Genomic DNA, 18,444 nt, shown 5'->3' on the forward strand with positions numbered 1-18,444 from the left:
AAAGGCCACCTTCATCTTTTTATATACACAAACACTACTTCAACTGATGTTGAAACTAGACCTTAATAAAAACTCTGTTTCGATACAATAGCCAGCCAATAAACCAGAAAAATACAATGTGGGTGAGCGCAAACAGCAAGGAACCATTTAACGGTCCGGACAGTGGCACAAACACTTGCTGATACAAGGCCGTATACCCGTTGAGCACCTGCGCGCCTCCATCGGTATCAATACGGATGGTAATGAGGCGGGCCAGTACTTTGGCCCATAAGCCAGAAAAAGCAAAAATAAACAATGGGTTCATGCCGAAAACCACAAAAAACGAGGTCCACCGTTTGTAGCCTTTTATATCAACTAACCACACCAGTAAACTAAGCAGTAACATGGCCAGACCACCCGTATAAATAACGTAAGATGATGTCCACAGTGGCTTATTCAGTGGCAATATAAAGCTGCATAACCACCCAACCACAACCAATCCACTGCCCACAGCCAGCAGGTAAAGCGGCAATTTTTGCTTATCCACCTGCTTCACCATTACGCCCGCACCATAACCGATAAGAACAGTCACCACCGCCGAAAGCGAACTGAATAAGCCTTCCGGATCGAAAGGAATACCAAATCCGCGGTACAGATGGGCTTCTCCCAGTAGAAAACGATCGAAAGGAATGGTGGCGTTGCCCTCCAGCGAGTAAGGCGCTTCACCCCCAAAAAAGTAAAGCGCTGCCCAATGCCCCATCAGCAGAACGACACCAACAATGATAAGACGCACTCGACTCAATGACAAGATTAAAACCGCGCCAATGGCATATACCACAGCAATGCGCTGCAGTACCCCCATAATGCGCAGGGTAGAAAAATCTGTCTGCCATTGCGGAAAAGAGTTTAAGAACAAGCCTATTGCAAAAATCAGTAAACTTCGCTTGGCAATTTTCAACAGGGAAGTCCGGTTTAATCCATCGCCATATTTAGCAAAAGAAAAAAACATCGATACACCCATTACAAACAGGAAGAAGGGAAAGACCAAATCGGTAGGCGTGCACCCATGCCAGGCAGCGTGCTTTAATGGCGCGTAAATATGTGCCCAACTGCCGGGCGTGTTAACCAGTATCATGCCGGCAATGGTAATGCCCCTGAGCACGTCTAAGGCTAAGTAACGTTTTGTTGGAGTCATTTGCTTAATACTTGGAAGTACATCCTGAACACGAATAACCGGTCATCAGGATGCACTTATATGATTACTTCTTTTTAATGCCAAACTCAGGGTCAACTTTAATGAGTTTTACCATCACAAAGCTAGGAATTGTACAGATAATCACCCACACAAAGAAATGCTGATAACCAATCAGTTCCTGTATCCATCCCGAGACCATCCCCGGCAGCATCATGCCCAAAGCCATTAGTCCGGTACAGAAAGCAAAGTGAGCCGTTTTATGCTCGCCTTCCGACACATAAATCTGGTACAACATATAAGCGGTAAAACCAAAGCCATACCCAAACTGCTCAATGGCCACCGAAACACTAACCAAAACAAAGGATTCGGGCAGGGCGTATGATAGATAAATATACACCAGATTAGGCAGGTTAATGGCAATAACCATGGGCCACAACCAGTATTTTAAGCCCTTTTTTGAAGCCACCAAACCGCCGAGAATACCACCAATTGTCAGGAAAATAACACCTATAGTTCCATACACAATTCCTACTTGACTGGTGCTTAGGCCCAAACCGCCTACTTCTCGGGCATCCAGTAAAAAGGGTGAAGCCATTTTTACCAACTGCGATTCCCCGAGACGGTAAAACAAAAGCATCCCCATGATTACCCAGATATCTTTTTTGGCGAAAAACGTTACAAAGGTTTGGCGAAAATCACTCAATACCTCACTCACACTCTTTACTTCTTTATCCTGATCCTCTGGCGGATGAGGCAGCGCAAATTTATGATAAAGGGCAAAAACTAAGAACAAGCCAGTAATTGCATAAAATGTTAATGACCAAGCCATTGGAATACTCACCTCTTCACTGCCAAACAGCTTTATTGTTTCGAGCTGACCAGCCAGATACACCAATAAACCTTGTCCGGTAATCATTGATAAGCGATAGAAGGTACTGCGTATACCAATAAAATAGGCTTGTTTGCTCTCATCCATGCCAAACATGTAAAAACCGTCGGCCGCAATATCGTGGGTGGCCGAACTAAAAGCCAGCAACCAAAAGAAAGCCAATGTTGACTGAAAAAAGAAACTGGTTGGAATAGTAAATGCCACGCCTGCTAAGCCGGCACCAATCAAGAGCTGCATCGTTACAATCCACCAGCGCTTGCTTTTCAGCGTATCCACAATAGGACTCCAAAATGGTTTAATTACCCAAGGCAAGTACAACCAAGAGGTATACAATGCAATGTCTGTGTTGGAAATTCCCAACCTTTTGTACATGATAACAGCCAGTGTCATCACCACCACATAAGGAATACCTTCGGCGAAATACAAAGTGGGCACCCAGGCCCAGGGAGATGTCTTTTTTTGTTTCATATTCATTTAAGTGCTTGGTGCAATGTGCACGGTGCATATTTTATTTTGTAAATCAGGGCCCAGCCTCCAAAGCAAAACGTCCTTGGCTTCGGGATCTTGAGTTGTGGCATTTAGGTTTGACGAACATACGCTGCTTAACTTTACTCGTCTCACACGATGCTACCACAACTCACCCCAACTTATGCCTAATACCTTCTTTTCAGCTCTGCTCCTCTGAAATAGTGCATGAGAATAGCATTGTAATCATGACCTTTGGCTCCCATTACGGCCGCTCCAATCTGACACAGCCCAACGCCATGGCCCCATCCGGCACCTTTTAACACAAACGCTGTTGTGCCATTTTCATTGTGCTTTTGAACAATAAAGGCCGAGCTGTAGAGGTGCGACTCCGACAGAGCTTTGCGGATCTCCAGCTCTTTACCGATGGTCAGGGTCTTTTTATCGCCAACAATTTTCAATTTGATTAATCGGCCCGAATCGCCCCGCTCAACAGGAATCAGGTCCTGAATCAATCCAAAGTCGATCCCGGTCCGTTTTTTAACAAGCTCGCTCACTTCGGTCTGGGTATACTTGACTTCCCAGCGGTAGAAGTCGTTGGTTTCCTGGTCATAGTCGTTCAGTACCTGACACAGTACCTCCTTATCTGTTGTATTACAATAGGCATCTGGTAACCCCAACATCCAACTCTCCGCATTTTCTTCAACCTTTAAGTCGAGGCTGAATCCTTTCGGATCTATATCATTATCAGGAAATGCCTGCAAGTAAGGGTGATTCACCGGCTCCCATACATTTTCAAATTTCTCAACCATACCCCCACAGCACTTCGAGAAACGCGCATCACAGATGGCCTCGCCATTCATCAACACCTCTCCCCAGGTGGCCCGCACAGCCTTTTCAACCTCATCTGTAGTGGTTCGAGTTATCCCCTGATAGCGCTGACAGTGATCATCGGCGCATACATCAAAATTTAGATGATCTTCGCGATCGTACCACTTAATAAACTCCTCATTGGTCTCATGCACGGACTGGTAATCGTCCACGTCAGCCTGCAGGCTTTTGTTTTTCTCAATTTGAGCCAACAGCCAGCTTCTGGAGATAACAGCATGTGCCTTGAGTAATTCCAGAGACGATGTGGCGCTCATCTCCGATGAGATAACACTCATCAGGTAATCTTCTACCGGTAATACGTTTACGGCAGTAATTTTTCCATTTTCGAGCAGCAACTTCAAGCCACCTTTAAAAGACTGGTCTTCATCGCGTTCCCAATGAAAATTAATTCCAATCGTTACCTTATGCAAGGTGAAGTACGCTTCGCTCTTCAGCGGTTCTATGGCAGCACCCGATTGTAGGTTTATCTCATCTTTCCCATCGCTGATGGTGATACCACCTTGTGTTTTACTGGCTGTATATTTTCCTGTTAGGGTAATTCCCCCAGCAGTTTTGAACTGGCCATGTAACGTAAATTCAATGGTTTCTTTAAACTGAATACCAACCTGTATTACCGGTATCTTTTCCATGATTTTTTCTTTTGAGCTCGAAGACCGTGGTCCGGAGTTCGAAGTGATTTTATTAACTAATTATTGTCTTTTTAGAACATCAATAGGTGAAAATTGAAGCCGCACTCTGCGCACAAGCTCCCCTTAACCACTAATCATTGGGTAGTTAATCAGTGATTAATTCAATTTCTTTTCGAAGCGCCAAAACACCCGTTGCACTCTTGCATTGGCATGCCAGCTATAAAAATCGATGGGTCCCACCCAGGGAATTACCGAATGGCTGAGTCCCATCTCCTTCATGTCATTGAGGCAACGCTTTAACAGGATGGCTCCCATTCCTTTACCGCGCAAATCGGGATGCGTTCCCATTGGGCCAAACCAGCCGGTTCCTTTGTTATTGGCATTATGCGCCGAAAAGGCTTTAACTTGCCCGTTCATCAGCGCAATGTGTATGGAGGGCTGCTCATCCTTAAAGGCCATTTCTACTTCGTTGGTCCACAGCAACCATTCGTCCTTAATAAAATCCAGAACAGCCTGCTTGTCAGACGGTTTCGCCCGACGCACTTCCACTCCTTCGCGTTGCAATTCGTCTTCGCGCTGCTGCATATTCCAATTTTGATTTAAATCGACCAGCAGATTAGAGGTGTCGCCAAAGCGCTCAAAGCCGCGTCGCATGGCCCAGCATAGGGCGGGCGTATAGCGGGGATCAATCCCCGGCATAAAATAGTTTAGCGGTACATCATAGATACGCACCACATCAGCCTCCTTTTGTCTGAATAGCTCTTCCAATTGCTTATACATGGCCGTTGCGATGCCCTTGCGCCGATAGCTTTCATCAACAGCCATCAGTTTAATATAGGCATAATTCACCCCACGAATCAGGCGCATAACGCCCTGCATAAATCCAATGATCCTATCTCCATCGCGGCAAACTAATGTAGCTTCGGGCATCCAATGCGGATCGCCCTCCAGCTTTTCCGTCAATATGGCCTCAGTGATGCTATCGTACTCCCAGTTGCTATTTAAGAACCTGGAGACTTCTGCACAATCGGCAGATTGGTATAATGAAAGCGGATAATTCATAAAGATAGATTTTGATGAGCCAATGGATAAAATAGCTGTTTAAGGGATGATTATCCCTGTTCAATAATTTGATTGATGACGGCCAGACATTGCTCTTCACTCATGCACACCTGCTTTAATATCTCTGCAACGTCTTCGGCGCTAATCTTTCCAAAATCTTCGGGACGCGGGGTAATAAACACACCGCCCATATCAACCGATGCCGGACTGATGAGAATTTGCTCGTCCCCTTCGGCAAAATAGCAGGCAGGGCGATGCAAAATACGCGGAAATACATGCACCACGTACTGTTCCTCTTCATAGCCAGCCAAAATATTGAGCATGGGCTCTACCTCCTCAGCCTGCTTTGTCCATAAAGCCTTGTGCAATTGGGCAAATAGCTGTTCAATGGCCGCTGCATTAGCACTTCGGAAGGTAATAATACCCCGGTTATAGCCTTGCCAGTTAAATACGTCCACACCTCCCGAAGTAACAATTAATTTTGCATAGTCGCCGCTTCTAAAATCCTCCTCAATGGGCATAAATCCTTTAATACCCGCCTGAAAATGAAAATGATCGGGAGCAGACGCCCCACACTTAGGGCCGTTGTAAAACAGTGTAAAATCATTCAACTCCTTAGCTAATTCAAGCATGGAAGGAAAATAAGGCGCAATGAGCTGAAGGGTATGCTCCTTATGCGGAATAGTCAGGTGTTCCGTGAAAATTGGGAACGGATTTATGAGTACCGTATAATCGCCGTAGTCAACCCCTTCCTGCTCGGCCGGACGGTTTTTTTCGCATAGAAAGCAGGGCCGCTCCTGAATGGACTTGGTGTCGACCTTAGCGGCCGATGAACGCATGCGCTCGGGATTAAACTGAACTTTAACTTCGCTGCCGCCTGCGAGCACAACGCTTTTAGTCTTCACCTTTTGCAGGCCGGCGTAATTATTTGAGGCCAGACTCCAATTACGGAGCTGGCCTTCAATTAGTGTTTTGGTTTTGAGAGAAGTAGACATTATTCACTTAAATTTATTCGTCAGCGGCCCCCTGCAATAGAGAGCCACCGACTACTAACTACTTACTATTTTCAACAAATTGCAAACGCGCTTTCAGCTCCATGGTACGAATCTTATCCTTGTAGAAGTTGTGCGCATTCATTTTGCCAATATCTAATGAGGCATCCGAGTTATCGTCCCAACGGCGACACAGGTATAAAGGATCGTAAATGCGTCCAATCTGATACTCGCGGCTAATATTTAATCCCAATGCATAATCTTCACCGTAGCTGGTATTAGGAACTTTTACATCGCGCAGCACTGGCGTATAGAAAGCACGCGGCGCTCCCAATCCATTAATACGCAAGGCATTGTTTCGTCCGTTATCGGGCGTCCACTCCTTATGGTCAATTAAGCCTGGAGGAATTTCTTCCAGCTTAAAATTAACCATCTGATAGCTACCCACTACCATGGCACAGTTTTGCTCATAGAAAGCTGTCACAATGCGCTCAATAACTGTTTCGTCAATGTATAAATCATCACTATCGAGCTGAATGGCAAACTTACCACAACGCTCATCGGCCACTGCCACATTCCAGCAGCCCCCAATACCCAGGTCATCACGTTCCGGGATGATGTGAATCAGTCGCTCATCATTGAACGAGCGAATAATTTCGCTGGTTTTATCGGTCGAATGGTTATCAACAATAATGAGATTGAAGGCAACATTGGTTTTCTGCTTTAACACCGACTCAATCGCATCACCAATGGTTTTTTCGCGGTTACGCACAGGAATAACCACAGACGCTTCAACCGGAAAATTCCCCTCATCGAAAGTAATTTGCTTAAACTCTGGCTTGAGGTAGGCCCCAATGGCCTTAAGGTGAGCCGTACAGGCCTGCTCCATCTCAATTTGCGGCGCTCTGTTACGCGGATCGACGTAATCGAACATTTTTTCGCCTGACAAACGGGTATCCAGCTCCACCTCAGTGTAAAGCAGTTCGGGTAAATGCATCAGCTCATGCTTTTGCGACACGCGCAAACGCAAATCATACAATGCGGCATGCTGATAGTTGGCATCCATTGCTTCCACCGCCTCTTTAAGGGCAGTTGCCTTATACAGCAGTAAAGAACCGAAGTTAAAATCGTCGCGTAAACTACCCGCCTGATACTCAATAACAGGATGCGCCACCAGCTGTCCATTCTTTTTCTCATAATAGTCAGCATAGACCATGCCTGCTCCGGCATCATCGCAACACCTCATCATGCGCTCCATGGCATTCAGGCCAATATTAAGCGACATTGTTTTTGTATAAACAGCTACATAATCACCATTTATTTCCGGCATCAATTGCTTCCAGGTGTTGGTGGCACCTAAACCACCTTCTGCCACCACTACAGTAACACCTTCAATTGAAACGGCTTCTCTGGCTACAACAATAATCGTTGAGCATCCTGCTTCCTGAAACGCCCTGATTGAAGGCATTAACTCTTCCTTATTGGCATAAGGTAGAATACATGTCGTTTTTTTACCCATTGTATTTTGATTTAGTCTTATTGCTTATTATAAAAAAATTCTAATATCTGTTTCATTAAGCGCTCACGCTCTGCCTCACCCATAATGGTTTCAAAAGGAAAGCCAAGAATAACAGTCTTGTATTGGCCATTATAAAGTGTGGCGGCGCTAGCGTTGTTTTCTTTATAGCGCATGGCTGTGATGGCATTGATGCCAATGGGCTCAATGGCATCTGGTGCTTCCACGGCATAATATGCATCTTGCAAGGCGGTGTTGAAGACCAACTGCCCCTTCAAAAAGGCATCAGCATAATCTGTGCAGTAAACACTTCCGTTGCGAGCAGCATGATTTGTTCGCCACTTAAAGCGGAGTACATCAGCCGCAAAATCTTTGGCCACCGTATCTTTGGTAAGGTGAATGTCGGAACCTACATATGCCCCACTCATAAACAGATGCTGGCCCCTGCTGGTCAGTTCCTTTACCTTCGCCATAAGAGCAGGCGTATAAATCTGGTATTTAACAGTTTCACCATTGGCTGATGACGTTGTTTTTTCTTCTCCCAAAATAATGTCCACCGCCTGGTAAGCCAAAGCATCATAAATTTCGCTCTCAAATACTTCATCACTCACCGATACAAATGAATAGCCGGCTTTCAGAATTGCTTGCCCATGAACAATGACATTATCGAAGGTATTGCCTTTTATCTTTTTGGTTTCGTCGGTGCCATAACTGGCGCCCCAACCCGGACTGTCATCATCGAGCCATGGCGATTGCGGATCAAAGTCGTACTGAGGGCCGGTGTAGCCATACTCGAACCTGTCGGGCACCCCCATGTCGTCCCACCCGGCCACGCCAGCAAAGGTTTCGCTCTGAACAAACGCCGGTGCACTAATCCGGTCAAAAGCATTTACAACTAATACCTTCTCAGCCCGCTTATTGGCTAATCCTACTGAGAGGACCTCTCCCGGGAAACTTTCCCCACCTTCATTAATCGCCGTCACCTTATAGCTAACCACCTGTCCTTTCGGCAGCTTAGGTAAATCATAATAAGGTTCCTGCACAAGTGTTCCGTTATCGAATCCACCGTTGTCAATACGACGGTACACCTTGTATTTGGTTGGCACGGCCGATGCTTCCAGAGAATCAACAACAGGCAACCAACTGAGGCGGTAACCTTTCCGGTTTTCGGTAATGGCCATATGACTTACCGGCAATGGTTGTACCACATACGGACGTCCTTCCTGATTAGCCAGGTATTTCAACATTCCTTTATAGATAGCCCGGCTTACATCGAAGCGAAAATGAGGGTCGAGCCCATAGCGCATGTCGGCCAGGTTCTGATGCGACAACAGCTCAAGCAACATGGTAGGCACATTGGGTCGCCACGCTTCAGAATACTGACGATCCCACATGCCACGTCGGGTCCATTCTGCATTGTGTTTAATACAGATATCATCAACAATTTGTGTTTGAATGATATCCGTTAAATCCCTGCTGGCCAGTTTTGACTGCCCCTGTGGAAAAAAACCGCTGTCGCGCTGCGAACTATATATTCCTAACGTTCCAATAACTGAGTCGTTCGGGGTAACACCGGCATCGGTATGAAACGCAAAAGCCAAATCGATGGGAATCCCCAAGCCTTGCGTTCCCCTATCTTTAGTTGGCCCATTTGGCTGCCCCATCAGGTAACTCACCCATTCGCCCCTGCTTTGATAATCGTCGTTATAATCATTTTTACTCTCATTCAGGCTATACACCAAAGTGTCGGGCATACCTGCATACTGCAACCAATAACGGGCTGCCTCCATGTAGCGGGGCCTGTTTGAAGTTTTCCATTCAAACTGCTCGGGATTGACTTTTTCTACATCCGCTGCCTGCTGCTTTCCGTTGTTTAGGGACCATTGATTGGGCATCAGCTCATCGGCAGGACGACGGGCCACATTGCCCATGCCACCGCCTAAACGAACAGCATCTATCGAGATTTGCCCCGCTCCTTGCACTTCAACAACTGCTTGCTGGCTTGCATCAAAACGAAACGTACCCAAATATGCCCAGGTATCACCTCCCATGGACTGATTCAACCAGAAGCTGGTAACACCGCCACTATGGTGTACCTTGTATTCAACCGACTCACTATTGCCCTGATTGCGCTTGTAGGCAACATAAACAGCATAGTCGCCCGCTTCGGGCACATCGGCTTTAAACGTCGCTACCTTCCCGTTCGCATCCTGAAACAGGAGCGAACTGCCCATCAAAAAAGGATTGTCCCCGGGAAATAAGGTATCTTTATTAACAAACCCACGCTCGGTGGTATAGGTCAGTTTTTTATTAAGATGAACTTTTGATTGAGCGGCCACATAGTCATTATCAATAATTACCTCATGACTATTAAAACACCTCTCACGAGGCATAAACACATTACACCCGGCATTTTCGAGCATCGGAACCAAATAGGGAAGCACATACATCATTGCCGACAAATCTTCCACAGAACCATATAAGCGTGCACGCTGCCACTCCCAACGGTCGAGCTTAGACTCGTAATACCAGCCATGACTGTGCCATAGTGCGATATGATTACCACTTAAGCCTTTTAAGTATGCTTCTGTACCACTTTGAGTGATATACCTGTTTAAAGCACCTTTCCTGGCCACCCGTGAGGTATCTACTGCTATTCTGGCCCGATAAACATTTGGTATTAAATCCTGCAGAGTATATCCATTACTAAACACTTGCACCCCGTAGCCTTCAACATCTCCGGTATGGCAAGCTTTCAGACTACTGGTAAAACGTTCTACTAAATCTTCGCGCCAAGGCAGATAGGATAGCGGCTTATTAAAATAGTAAAAAACAAGCGGTTCTGAAACTTGTATTACAACTGAGTCTAACTTAACAGTCCCCAAATGGCCCCAACTACCAATTGGGTTACTCCATTTTTGCAAGGATTCCTGAAGGCAGACCGGCACATCGGATGCATTGATATCCTGACCAAAGGCTGCCGTTGGGCTCCAGTTCAACACAATGCCTAAAATGATAATTTTTAAAAACTTGTTCATCATCACTATTCCTGTTTGACGAACCAAAATTAGGAAGTTTTTTCTAAGATTCAAATTCTTGTCATACATCTTACGTGTTATTCTTGATTTCTGTCTATTTTATTTATACATTTGCAATGTATTCAGTCAACAAGCAACAATTACACAAGCAATAAATCGAAATATAATTGTTAATACTGGACATAAAAGCAAACTTATAATACATATCACATTGATACAATATGATACTAATTGCAGACAGCGGATCAACTAAGACAGAATGGCGTTTATTGCACGATGAGACAATAAACACATGTATTACCAAAGGCATTAATCCATTCTACCAAACCTCAACCGACATCCTACAAAATTTAGAGGAGGAATATACACTAAAAAACACGAAGCCTCAAGAAATCCATTTTTATGGTGCAGGATGCGCCAATGAAGAAAAAAACAACATCGTTAGAAAAGCGCTTATTGATTTTTTTGGCAATGTACACATCAGCATTAACAGCGACCTGATGGGAGCTGCCCATGCCCTGTGTCAAAACAATGAAGGAATTGCCTGTATATTAGGTACTGGTTCCAATTCATGTTACTATGATGGAGCGATCATAACGAAAAACGTATCGCCACTCGGTTTCATTATTGGAGACGAAGGCAGTGGAGCCGTGCTTGGCAAAAAGCTTATAGCTGATGTTTTGAAAAATCAGCTGCCCAAAGCGGTCATCCAACTGTTCTTTGATACATATAAAACTTCTCAGGCAGAGCTCTTAGATCGCATCTATAAACAGCCATTCCCCAACCGATACCTGGCTCAGTTCACCAAATTTTTATCGACGAACATACAAATACCTGAACTGGAAAGCCTTGTTATCAATTCATTTAATGAGTTCATTGAGCGCAACCTGCTTCAATATGAAAACATTAAGCAACTTGACATCAACTTTACCGGCAGCATTGCCTTTTATTTTCGAGAACAACTAACAAAGGCTCTGAATGCACACAAGCTCCGTTTAGGTAACATAACACAGGCGCCTATGGAAGGGCTCGTGCATTACCACAACGACTTAAAGAACAAATAATGATAGCAGAGAAAAAGAAAAAACTAAGTGTAACTGAATCCCCTTCCCATTTTGACAACCTGGAAAGGATGTCGGTGGAAGAATTGATTACAAATATTAATAAGGAGGATGCCAATGTGCATTCGGCTGTGCAAAGAGCCCTTCCACAGATTAAAGAACTGGTCGAACGCATCATCAAACGGATGGAACAAGGCGGCCGTGTTTTCTACCTGGGAGCTGGTACCAGTGGCCGATTAGGTGTGTTAGACGCATCGGAATTACCACCAACATTTGGCGTGCCCGACAACATGGTTATTGGCTTAATCGCCGGAGGAGACAGAGCGCTCCGCCAGGCAGTTGAATCGGCCGAAGATGATGCCAATAAAGCCTGGAAAGAGCTTTGTGAGTACAAAGTAGACGAACTGGATACCGTTATAGGCATTGCAGCCTCTGGAACAACACCTTATGTGATTGGCGGCATTGAACATGCCCGTAAAAATGGCTTATTAACAGGCTGTATTACATGTAACCCCAACAGTCAGGTGGCAGCCGTTACAGAGTTTCCAATTGAAGCCATCGTAGGTCCTGAGTTCGTTACCGGAAGCACGAGGCTAAAAGCCGGTACTGCACAAAAGATGATACTGAACATGATTACTACAACCATCATGATTAAGCTTGGCCGGGTGAAGGGAAACAAAATGGTGAACATGCAGCTGACCAACAGAAAACTGGTGGACAGAGGTGCTCGCATGATAATGGAAGAGCTAAAATTAAATTATGAATCAGCTAAGGAGCTTCTGCTCACACATGGATCAGTCAAACAGGCCATTGATGCTTACAAGAAATAAAACAACAAACTTTGAAAAGCGGGTTATCGATAAAACAGATAACCCGCTTTTTATTTAGTGCACCATCTGCCGGAACAAGGCTTCAGGAGAAGCCTCTGTCCTGGCAACGGGCCTGACCAAGCAATTAAGCTGCGGCATAATTTCTACAATCGTTTGCATGACTGTTCGTTGACAAAATAAAACAGCTATCAACCTGATTTACTGACAGCAAGCTGTAATACGCGTTGCTATTGGTCATATATCTGAGTATTTTGCATACATACTTTTCATTAATACACAGATCCTGTTATGCAAAAACTCATAATTATTCTGAGCGTACTCTTTATCCTTACCGCCTGTAAAAAAGAGTCCCAACCACCCATTTACAAAGGCGCGAATTTTTCAGTATTCAAAAACAAGGTTATCCAGGGAGACTACAGCGCCCAGGTCCACTCGCCGGTGCATATCACTTCAAACTATCAAAGCCCGGCTAATGCAACCTTTCCCAACGTTATTGAATTTAAGTTCGCCATTAATGGAAAAGACAATGAGATGCCCATGGGTGTTAACCATACTTTTTTACTAACAACCAATGAGCAGGGCCGCATTGAGTTGCCAGTCATAACATTTGGTAAGAAACATCAGGCCGAAACCCAATCAACACCCAGTGGCAGTATTCCCCCTAACACCCCATTAAAAGTACAGGTTGATGCCAGCGATGTTGTTCATGCCCTCGCATCACAGGGCTACTATGAAACATTTAATGGTCAGAAAATTTACAAGGAAGATTTTAAAGGCCTTTACATAGCCGGGAATCTTGCTCCTTTAGGTTGGGATTTTGATAACCTGGCCGGACGCACAGATCGTCAACTGACCGATCCTGACAATGATGGCATTTTTGAAATTACTTTATCACTAAACCCATACAACCCGGATGATTTTACCGCCAAGGAATGGCAGCTTCAGCATAACATTGAACAGTATCCGCAGTTCAGTTCATCAGTTCCTCTGGTGGACGCACTGTACAACCTGGCGCTCGATGAAACAGAAATGAACATCGAAGCCGATGGCACCTTCCGTACCGGCGAAGAATGGCCAGGTGTATGGACACGCGATGTGAGCTACTCCATCCTGCTGGCTTACGCATTTACCAACCCGGATATTGCTAAAACAAGCCTGATGCGCAAGGTCAAAAACAATCGCATCATGCAAGATACCGGCACTGGTGGCGCCTGGCCCATATCATCCGATCGTACTACCTGGGCATTGGCAGCATGGGAAATATATAAGGTAACAGGTGATGACGAATGGCTCAAAACCATCTACCCCATAATTAAAAACACGGTGGATGATGATTTTGCAACACTCACCGACGGGCGTTCAGCACTGATTAAGGGCGAATCATCCTTTTTAGACTGGCGCAAGCAAACCTATCCCGATTGGATGAATGGGGTGGATATTTTTGAATCACGCAGTCTGGGCACCAATGCTGTACACGCCCAAACCTATCACGTCCTTTCCCAAATGGCCCACCTATTAGGGAAGGAAGCAACTACTTATGAACAGGCCGCTCAACAGGTGAAACAGGCTGTTAACAATGAACTATGGCTTGAAAACAAAGGCTACTACGCTCAGTACCTTTATGGCCGTAATTCACTGATGCGCTCCCCCCGCAGCGAAGCTCTGGGAGAAGCCTTTACGGTGTTGTTCGACATAGCTAATGAGGCACGGGCCCTGCAAGTTATTAACAACACCCCAACAGTAGACTATGGCATTCCGTGTATCTATCCACAAATACCCGAAATACCACCTTACCATAATAATGGTATCTGGCCCTTCGTGCAGGCCTACTGGAACTGGGCATGTGCCAAAGTCGGCCATACTGAAGCACTCCAACAAGGATTGGCCGGCATGAATCGTGCAGCAGCATTGTTCCTCACTAACAAGGAAAACATGGTGGCTGAAAATGGCGATTTCAGAGACACTGAGGTTAACTCCAACCGTCAGCTATGGAGTGTGGCAGGCTACCTGAGCACGGTTTATCGGGTGTTTGCAGGCATGCAGTTTGAGCTGGATGGACTGCACCTTAGCCCGCATGTTCCGGCTGGTTATGGCAATGAGTGCATACTAACAAACATACAATACCGCAAAGCCACCCTGTCTGTTAAAATTTTGGGAGTGGGTTCAAAAATTAAATCGTGCACCATTAACGGACAAGCGGCCCAACCATTTATTAGCCACCAGGCCGAAGGACATCAGCACATAGTTATCGAGCTGGAAGAAACCCCCAACTCACTACACTCTAAAGATATTGCAGCCAACCGGTTTTCACTTAAAACGCCTCACCTAACAAACAATCGTAACAAGCTAACCTGGAGCACTATACCTCAAGCAGAGGCTTACCTGATAATCCGCAATGGCAACATCATCGATACAACGAGTAATACGGAGTACATCTGCGAAGCAAGGAATCAGTACAGCGAATATTGTGTGAAAGCAATCAACCAACAAAACACATCCTTTGCCAGTAATATAATTATCTGGGAGCCCAAAGACATAATTTCTATTGAAGCGGAAACAATGGGCCGGCAAGGCGATATTAGCGCCAAGGGCTACCAGGGGAAAGGCTATATTGAACTTTCAAAATCCCTGAATACATCAATAAATAAAAGTGTGCAAATACCGGAAGATGGGTACTATTTAATCCAGGGACGCTACAGCAATGGTTCTGGACCCGACAACACCGATAATAAATGTGCCATCCGAACACTATTTATCGATGGCCAAAAAGCAGGTGTCATGGTGATGCCGCAACGTGGCAAAGATGAATGGTCAAACTGGGGCTATACCAACCTCATCAAAGTTCAGCTAAAAGAGGGTAAACATAGAATGGAACTTAGTTTCAAAAGCTACAACACCAATATGAATGGTGATGTAAACACGGCCCTGTTAGATGAGCTGCGCATTATACCGCTTAGGTGACACTCTCCAATAAACAGGTAGAAAAACCTACAAGCCGGACCATTAATTGAACAAATAACTACTTAATCACTGACGCTTGCCCATTTATTTTAGCAATAACTAAAAAACAGAAAACACATGCATATCAGACTGTTGATTCTCCTTGCCGGCATCCTCTCATTGGCCGGCTGCAAGCAAAACAGCTTAATAACATCTCCCAATGGTGAGGTTCAGGCCATTGTGCAGCTTAGTAGTGGCCAACTCACCTACCAGGTAGCCAAAAACGACGAAGTCATCATTCAATCCTCTTCGCTGGGATTTGAGCTTAAAGAGCACGGCCAATTAACCGAAGGTTTCGTCCTGCTGAACCGTTCTCATAAAGAGGTCAATGAAAACTGGACAGCAGTGTGGGGACCGAAAAAAATTAACTCAAATCACTACAATGAAGCCAGAGTTGAACTTCAGCATGAAGCCACCGGCATTTTAATGAATCTTGTTTTCAGGGCTTTTAACGATGGGGTGGCCTTTCGTTACGAATTTCCGACACAGGAACCGCTGAACGAATTTACAATCATGAACGAACGCAGCGAATTTGCCATGGTGGGGAATCCAACTACCTGGTGGATAATGGCTGATTACGACTCCTACGAAAGACTGTACAACAAAACACCACTTTCCGAAGCCGAATGGGTCAATACACCAGTGACCATGCGTACCAATTCGGGCTTGCACGTGTCACTGCACGAAGCGGCACTGAGCAATTACAGTGGCATGACGCTGAAACTGCAAGACAGCGGAAAGAAAAACACCTATGTTTCAGAACTGGTCCCTTGGGCCGATGGCTCCAAAGTAAAAACCCAAGCGGGCATGCACACCCCTTGGCGAACCATCACCATTGCCGACAATGCCTCTAAACTGGTGGAGTCAAATATGATTGTCAACCTTAACGACCCTTGTAAGATTGAGAATACATCATGGATTGAACCGATGAAATACATGGGCATTTGGTGGGGCATGCACATTGGTACCGAAACGTGGACAGAAGGTGAACGCCATGGCGCCACCACTGAAAATACAATGCGATACCTCGACTTTGCCAGCAAAAATAACATTCAAGGCCTTGTGGTGGAAGGCTGGAATGCCGGCTGGGATAAATGGGGTGCCAAGGATGCGTTTGACCACGTTACACCTGCCAAAGATTATGACCTCAAAAAAGTGGCATCCTACGCCCAACAAAAAGGTGTTGAACTAATTATGCATCATGAAACAGGTGGTGATGCGGCTGGCTATGAGGCACTAATGGACTCAGCATATGCCCTCTGCCAGCAACTGGGCATTAAAGCCCTGAAAACAGGCTATGCAGGTGGCATCTATCCTCGTGGTGAGTATCACCACGGACAATACATGGTAGAGCATTACCAAAAAGTGGTGGAAACAGCTGCTAAATACGGCATTATGGTCAATGCTCATGAGCCGATAAAAGCAACGGGTAAGCGACGTACCTGGCCCAATATGATGACCCGCGAAGGCGTAAGAGGCATGGAGTGGAATGCCTGGAGTGATGGTAACCCACCGTCGCACACCGTCACCATCCCCTTTACACGCATGCTGGGTGGTCCCGTTGACTACACGCCCGGAACGTTCGATGTACTGTTGAAGCGCTTTAAGAATGACCGTGTAAGCTGGAACACTGATGACATCAGCCAGACAAGGGTACACACCACGCTTGCCAAGCAACTGGCCCTGTTTGTTATTCTTTACAGTCCCATGCAGATGGCCAGCGACTTAGTGGACAACTACATCGACCATCCGGCCTTTCAATTCATTGCTGATGCCAATATTGATTACGATGAAACCCGCGTATTGAATGCTGAAATAGGCGAATACATTACCACGGCTCGGCGAAGTAAAGACAACTGGCTAATTGGTTCGGCAACCAATGAAGAAGAACGCAAACTCACCATCACCCTTGACTTTCTGGATCCAAACAGAAGCTATGAAGCAACAATTTATGCTGATAAAGAAGGCTGCGACTGGTTAACCAATCCGGAAGAATACACCATCACAAAACAAATGGTGAAACAGGGCGATAAGCTGGAATTAAAACTAGCGGCCGGAGGCGGACAAGCAATTACGCTCAAGGCACAGTAATAACTCCGAACGACTCCTCTACGGAGTCGTTCTTTTTATGCTTTTATCAAGATCCATTTTTGCACAAATTCGCATTATACTAACTTTGCTTCCATTAATAACCTCAACGCATAACGATGGATGTAAAAATTGAAGCCGGCTGGAAACAGGTATTGCAACCTGAATTTGACAAACCCTACTTTGACACACTGACCCAGTTTGTCAGAACAGAGTATGATACAAACACCATCTATCCTCCAGCAGCACAAATCTTTAATGCTTTCGACCTCTGTCCGTTTGAACAAACAAAGGTGGTTATTCTGGGGCAGGATCCTTACCATGGTCCTAATCAGGCACATGGTCTATGTTTTTCTGTCAACAAGGGCATTAAAATGCCGCCATCCCTGGTCAATATTTATAAGGAGCTACACAACGATGTAGGGATAGCAATGCCGGACCATGGCAATCTCGAGCACTGGGCCAGACAGGGCGTACTGCTGCTCAATGCTACTCTAACCGTGCAGGCTCATCAGGCAGGTTCACATCAGAAAAAGGGCTGGGAGCAATTCACCGATGCTGTGATTAAAACAGTGGCAGAGCAATCTGAACATGTGGTATTTCTTTTGTGGGGAGCTTATGCACAAAAGAAAGCACAGCTTATTAATTCCGACAAGCACCTGATACTAAAATCAGTACATCCATCTCCACTATCAGCTCATCGCGGTTTCTTTGGGAACCAACACTTTAGCAGAACCAACGACTATTTGACCGCTAACGGCAAAGCAGCTATTAACTGGTAGGCAGCCGACAAAAGCGGTGATACAAAA

General features: G+C 45.5%; 12 protein-coding genes. 5 read left to right on the forward strand and 7 right to left on the reverse strand.

What is annotated here, in order from left to right; genetic code table 11:
• Positions 1–55: 55 nt before the first annotated feature.
• From ACSX1H_RS01480 to ACSX1H_RS01510, 7 genes are all read right to left on the reverse strand, one after another.
• Positions 56–1,174, reverse strand: coding sequence for an acyltransferase family protein (locus tag ACSX1H_RS01480; RefSeq protein ID WP_439181756.1), 1,119 nt, complete (start codon positions 1,172–1,174; stop codon positions 56–58).
• A 64-nt stretch (positions 1,175–1,238) separates the two neighbouring features.
• The gene (locus ACSX1H_RS01485) at positions 1,239–2,531 is read right to left on the reverse strand and encodes an MFS transporter (RefSeq protein WP_439181757.1); all 1,293 of its coding nucleotides are present in this window, start codon (positions 2,529–2,531) and stop codon (positions 1,239–1,241) included.
• A 185-nt stretch (positions 2,532–2,716) separates the two neighbouring features.
• A complete protein-coding gene (locus tag ACSX1H_RS01490) occupies positions 2,717–4,048 on the reverse strand; it encodes a SpoIID/LytB domain-containing protein (RefSeq protein WP_439181758.1) in 1,332 nt (443 codons plus the stop codon).
• 156 nt (positions 4,049–4,204) lie between these two features.
• The gene (locus ACSX1H_RS01495) at positions 4,205–5,110 is read right to left on the reverse strand and encodes a GNAT family N-acetyltransferase (RefSeq protein WP_439181759.1); all 906 of its coding nucleotides are present in this window, start codon (positions 5,108–5,110) and stop codon (positions 4,205–4,207) included.
• Positions 5,111–5,160: 50 nt separating this feature from the next.
• Positions 5,161–6,105, reverse strand: coding sequence for a DUF4922 domain-containing protein (locus ACSX1H_RS01500; RefSeq protein ID WP_439181760.1), 945 nt, complete (start codon positions 6,103–6,105; stop codon positions 5,161–5,163).
• Between the two features lie 58 nt (positions 6,106–6,163).
• Positions 6,164–7,621: a glycosyltransferase family 2 protein gene (locus tag ACSX1H_RS01505; protein ID WP_439181761.1), complete on the reverse strand. Its 1,458-nt coding sequence runs from the start codon at positions 7,619–7,621 to the stop codon at positions 6,164–6,166.
• A gap of 17 nt (positions 7,622–7,638) precedes the next feature.
• Positions 7,639–10,659, reverse strand: a complete 3,021-nt coding sequence (locus ACSX1H_RS01510; RefSeq protein ID WP_439181762.1) for a golvesin C-terminal-like domain-containing protein — start codon at positions 10,657–10,659, stop codon at positions 7,639–7,641.
• Positions 10,660–10,877: 218 nt separating this feature from the next.
• On the opposite strand from ACSX1H_RS01510, the gene ACSX1H_RS01515 reads away from it, so the two are divergent.
• The 5 genes from ACSX1H_RS01515 to ung all read left to right on the forward strand — a co-directional run bounded on the left by ACSX1H_RS01515 (position 10,878) and on the right by ung (position 18,417).
• Positions 10,878–11,720, forward strand: a complete 843-nt coding sequence (locus tag ACSX1H_RS01515) for an ATPase (RefSeq protein WP_439181763.1) — start codon at positions 10,878–10,880, stop codon at positions 11,718–11,720.
• Positions 11,720–12,547, forward strand: a complete 828-nt coding sequence (gene murQ / locus ACSX1H_RS01520) for an N-acetylmuramic acid 6-phosphate etherase (protein WP_439181764.1) — start codon at positions 11,720–11,722, stop codon at positions 12,545–12,547. Before ACSX1H_RS01515 ends, murQ begins: the two co-directional genes overlap by 1 nt.
• Before the next feature lie 288 nt (positions 12,548–12,835).
• On the forward strand, positions 12,836–15,508 hold the full coding sequence (locus tag ACSX1H_RS01525; RefSeq protein ID WP_439181765.1) for an alpha-L-rhamnosidase-related protein: 2,673 nt from the start codon (positions 12,836–12,838) through the stop codon (positions 15,506–15,508).
• Between the two features lie 117 nt (positions 15,509–15,625).
• Positions 15,626–17,638: a glycoside hydrolase family 97 protein gene (locus tag ACSX1H_RS01530; protein ID WP_439181766.1), complete on the forward strand. Its 2,013-nt coding sequence runs from the start codon at positions 15,626–15,628 to the stop codon at positions 17,636–17,638.
• Between the two features lie 116 nt (positions 17,639–17,754).
• Positions 17,755–18,417, forward strand: coding sequence for a uracil-DNA glycosylase (gene ung / locus ACSX1H_RS01535; protein WP_439181767.1), 663 nt, complete (start codon positions 17,755–17,757; stop codon positions 18,415–18,417).
• Positions 18,418–18,444: the final 27 nt, after the last annotated feature.

Source organism: Carboxylicivirga taeanensis (assembly GCF_051851475.1).
Classification (GTDB): Bacteria; Bacteroidota; Bacteroidia; order Bacteroidales; family Marinilabiliaceae; genus Carboxylicivirga; species Carboxylicivirga taeanensis.

Coding starts and splice junctions, on each gene's coding strand:
- ACSX1H_RS01480 (WP_439181756.1), bottom strand. CDS start 1,174: ATGACTCCAACAAAACGTTACTTAGCCTTAGACGTGCTCAGGGGCATT.
- ACSX1H_RS01485 (WP_439181757.1), bottom strand. CDS start 2,531: ATGAAACAAAAAAAGACATCTCCCTGGGCCTGGGTGCCCACTTTGTAT.
- ACSX1H_RS01490 (WP_439181758.1), bottom strand. CDS start 4,048: ATGGAAAAGATACCGGTAATACAGGTTGGTATTCAGTTTAAAGAAACC.
- ACSX1H_RS01495 (WP_439181759.1), bottom strand. CDS start 5,110: ATGAATTATCCGCTTTCATTATACCAATCTGCCGATTGTGCAGAAGTC.
- ACSX1H_RS01500 (WP_439181760.1), bottom strand. CDS start 6,105: ATGTCTACTTCTCTCAAAACCAAAACACTAATTGAAGGCCAGCTCCGT.
- ACSX1H_RS01505 (WP_439181761.1), bottom strand. CDS start 7,621: ATGGGTAAAAAAACGACATGTATTCTACCTTATGCCAATAAGGAAGAG.
- ACSX1H_RS01510 (WP_439181762.1), bottom strand. CDS start 10,659: ATGATGAACAAGTTTTTAAAAATTATCATTTTAGGCATTGTGTTGAAC.
- ACSX1H_RS01515 (WP_439181763.1), top strand. CDS start 10,878: ATGATACTAATTGCAGACAGCGGATCAACTAAGACAGAATGGCGTTTA.
- murQ (WP_439181764.1), top strand. CDS start 11,720: ATGATAGCAGAGAAAAAGAAAAAACTAAGTGTAACTGAATCCCCTTCC.
- ACSX1H_RS01525 (WP_439181765.1), top strand. CDS start 12,836: ATGCAAAAACTCATAATTATTCTGAGCGTACTCTTTATCCTTACCGCC.
- ACSX1H_RS01530 (WP_439181766.1), top strand. CDS start 15,626: ATGCATATCAGACTGTTGATTCTCCTTGCCGGCATCCTCTCATTGGCC.
- ung (WP_439181767.1), top strand. CDS start 17,755: ATGGATGTAAAAATTGAAGCCGGCTGGAAACAGGTATTGCAACCTGAA.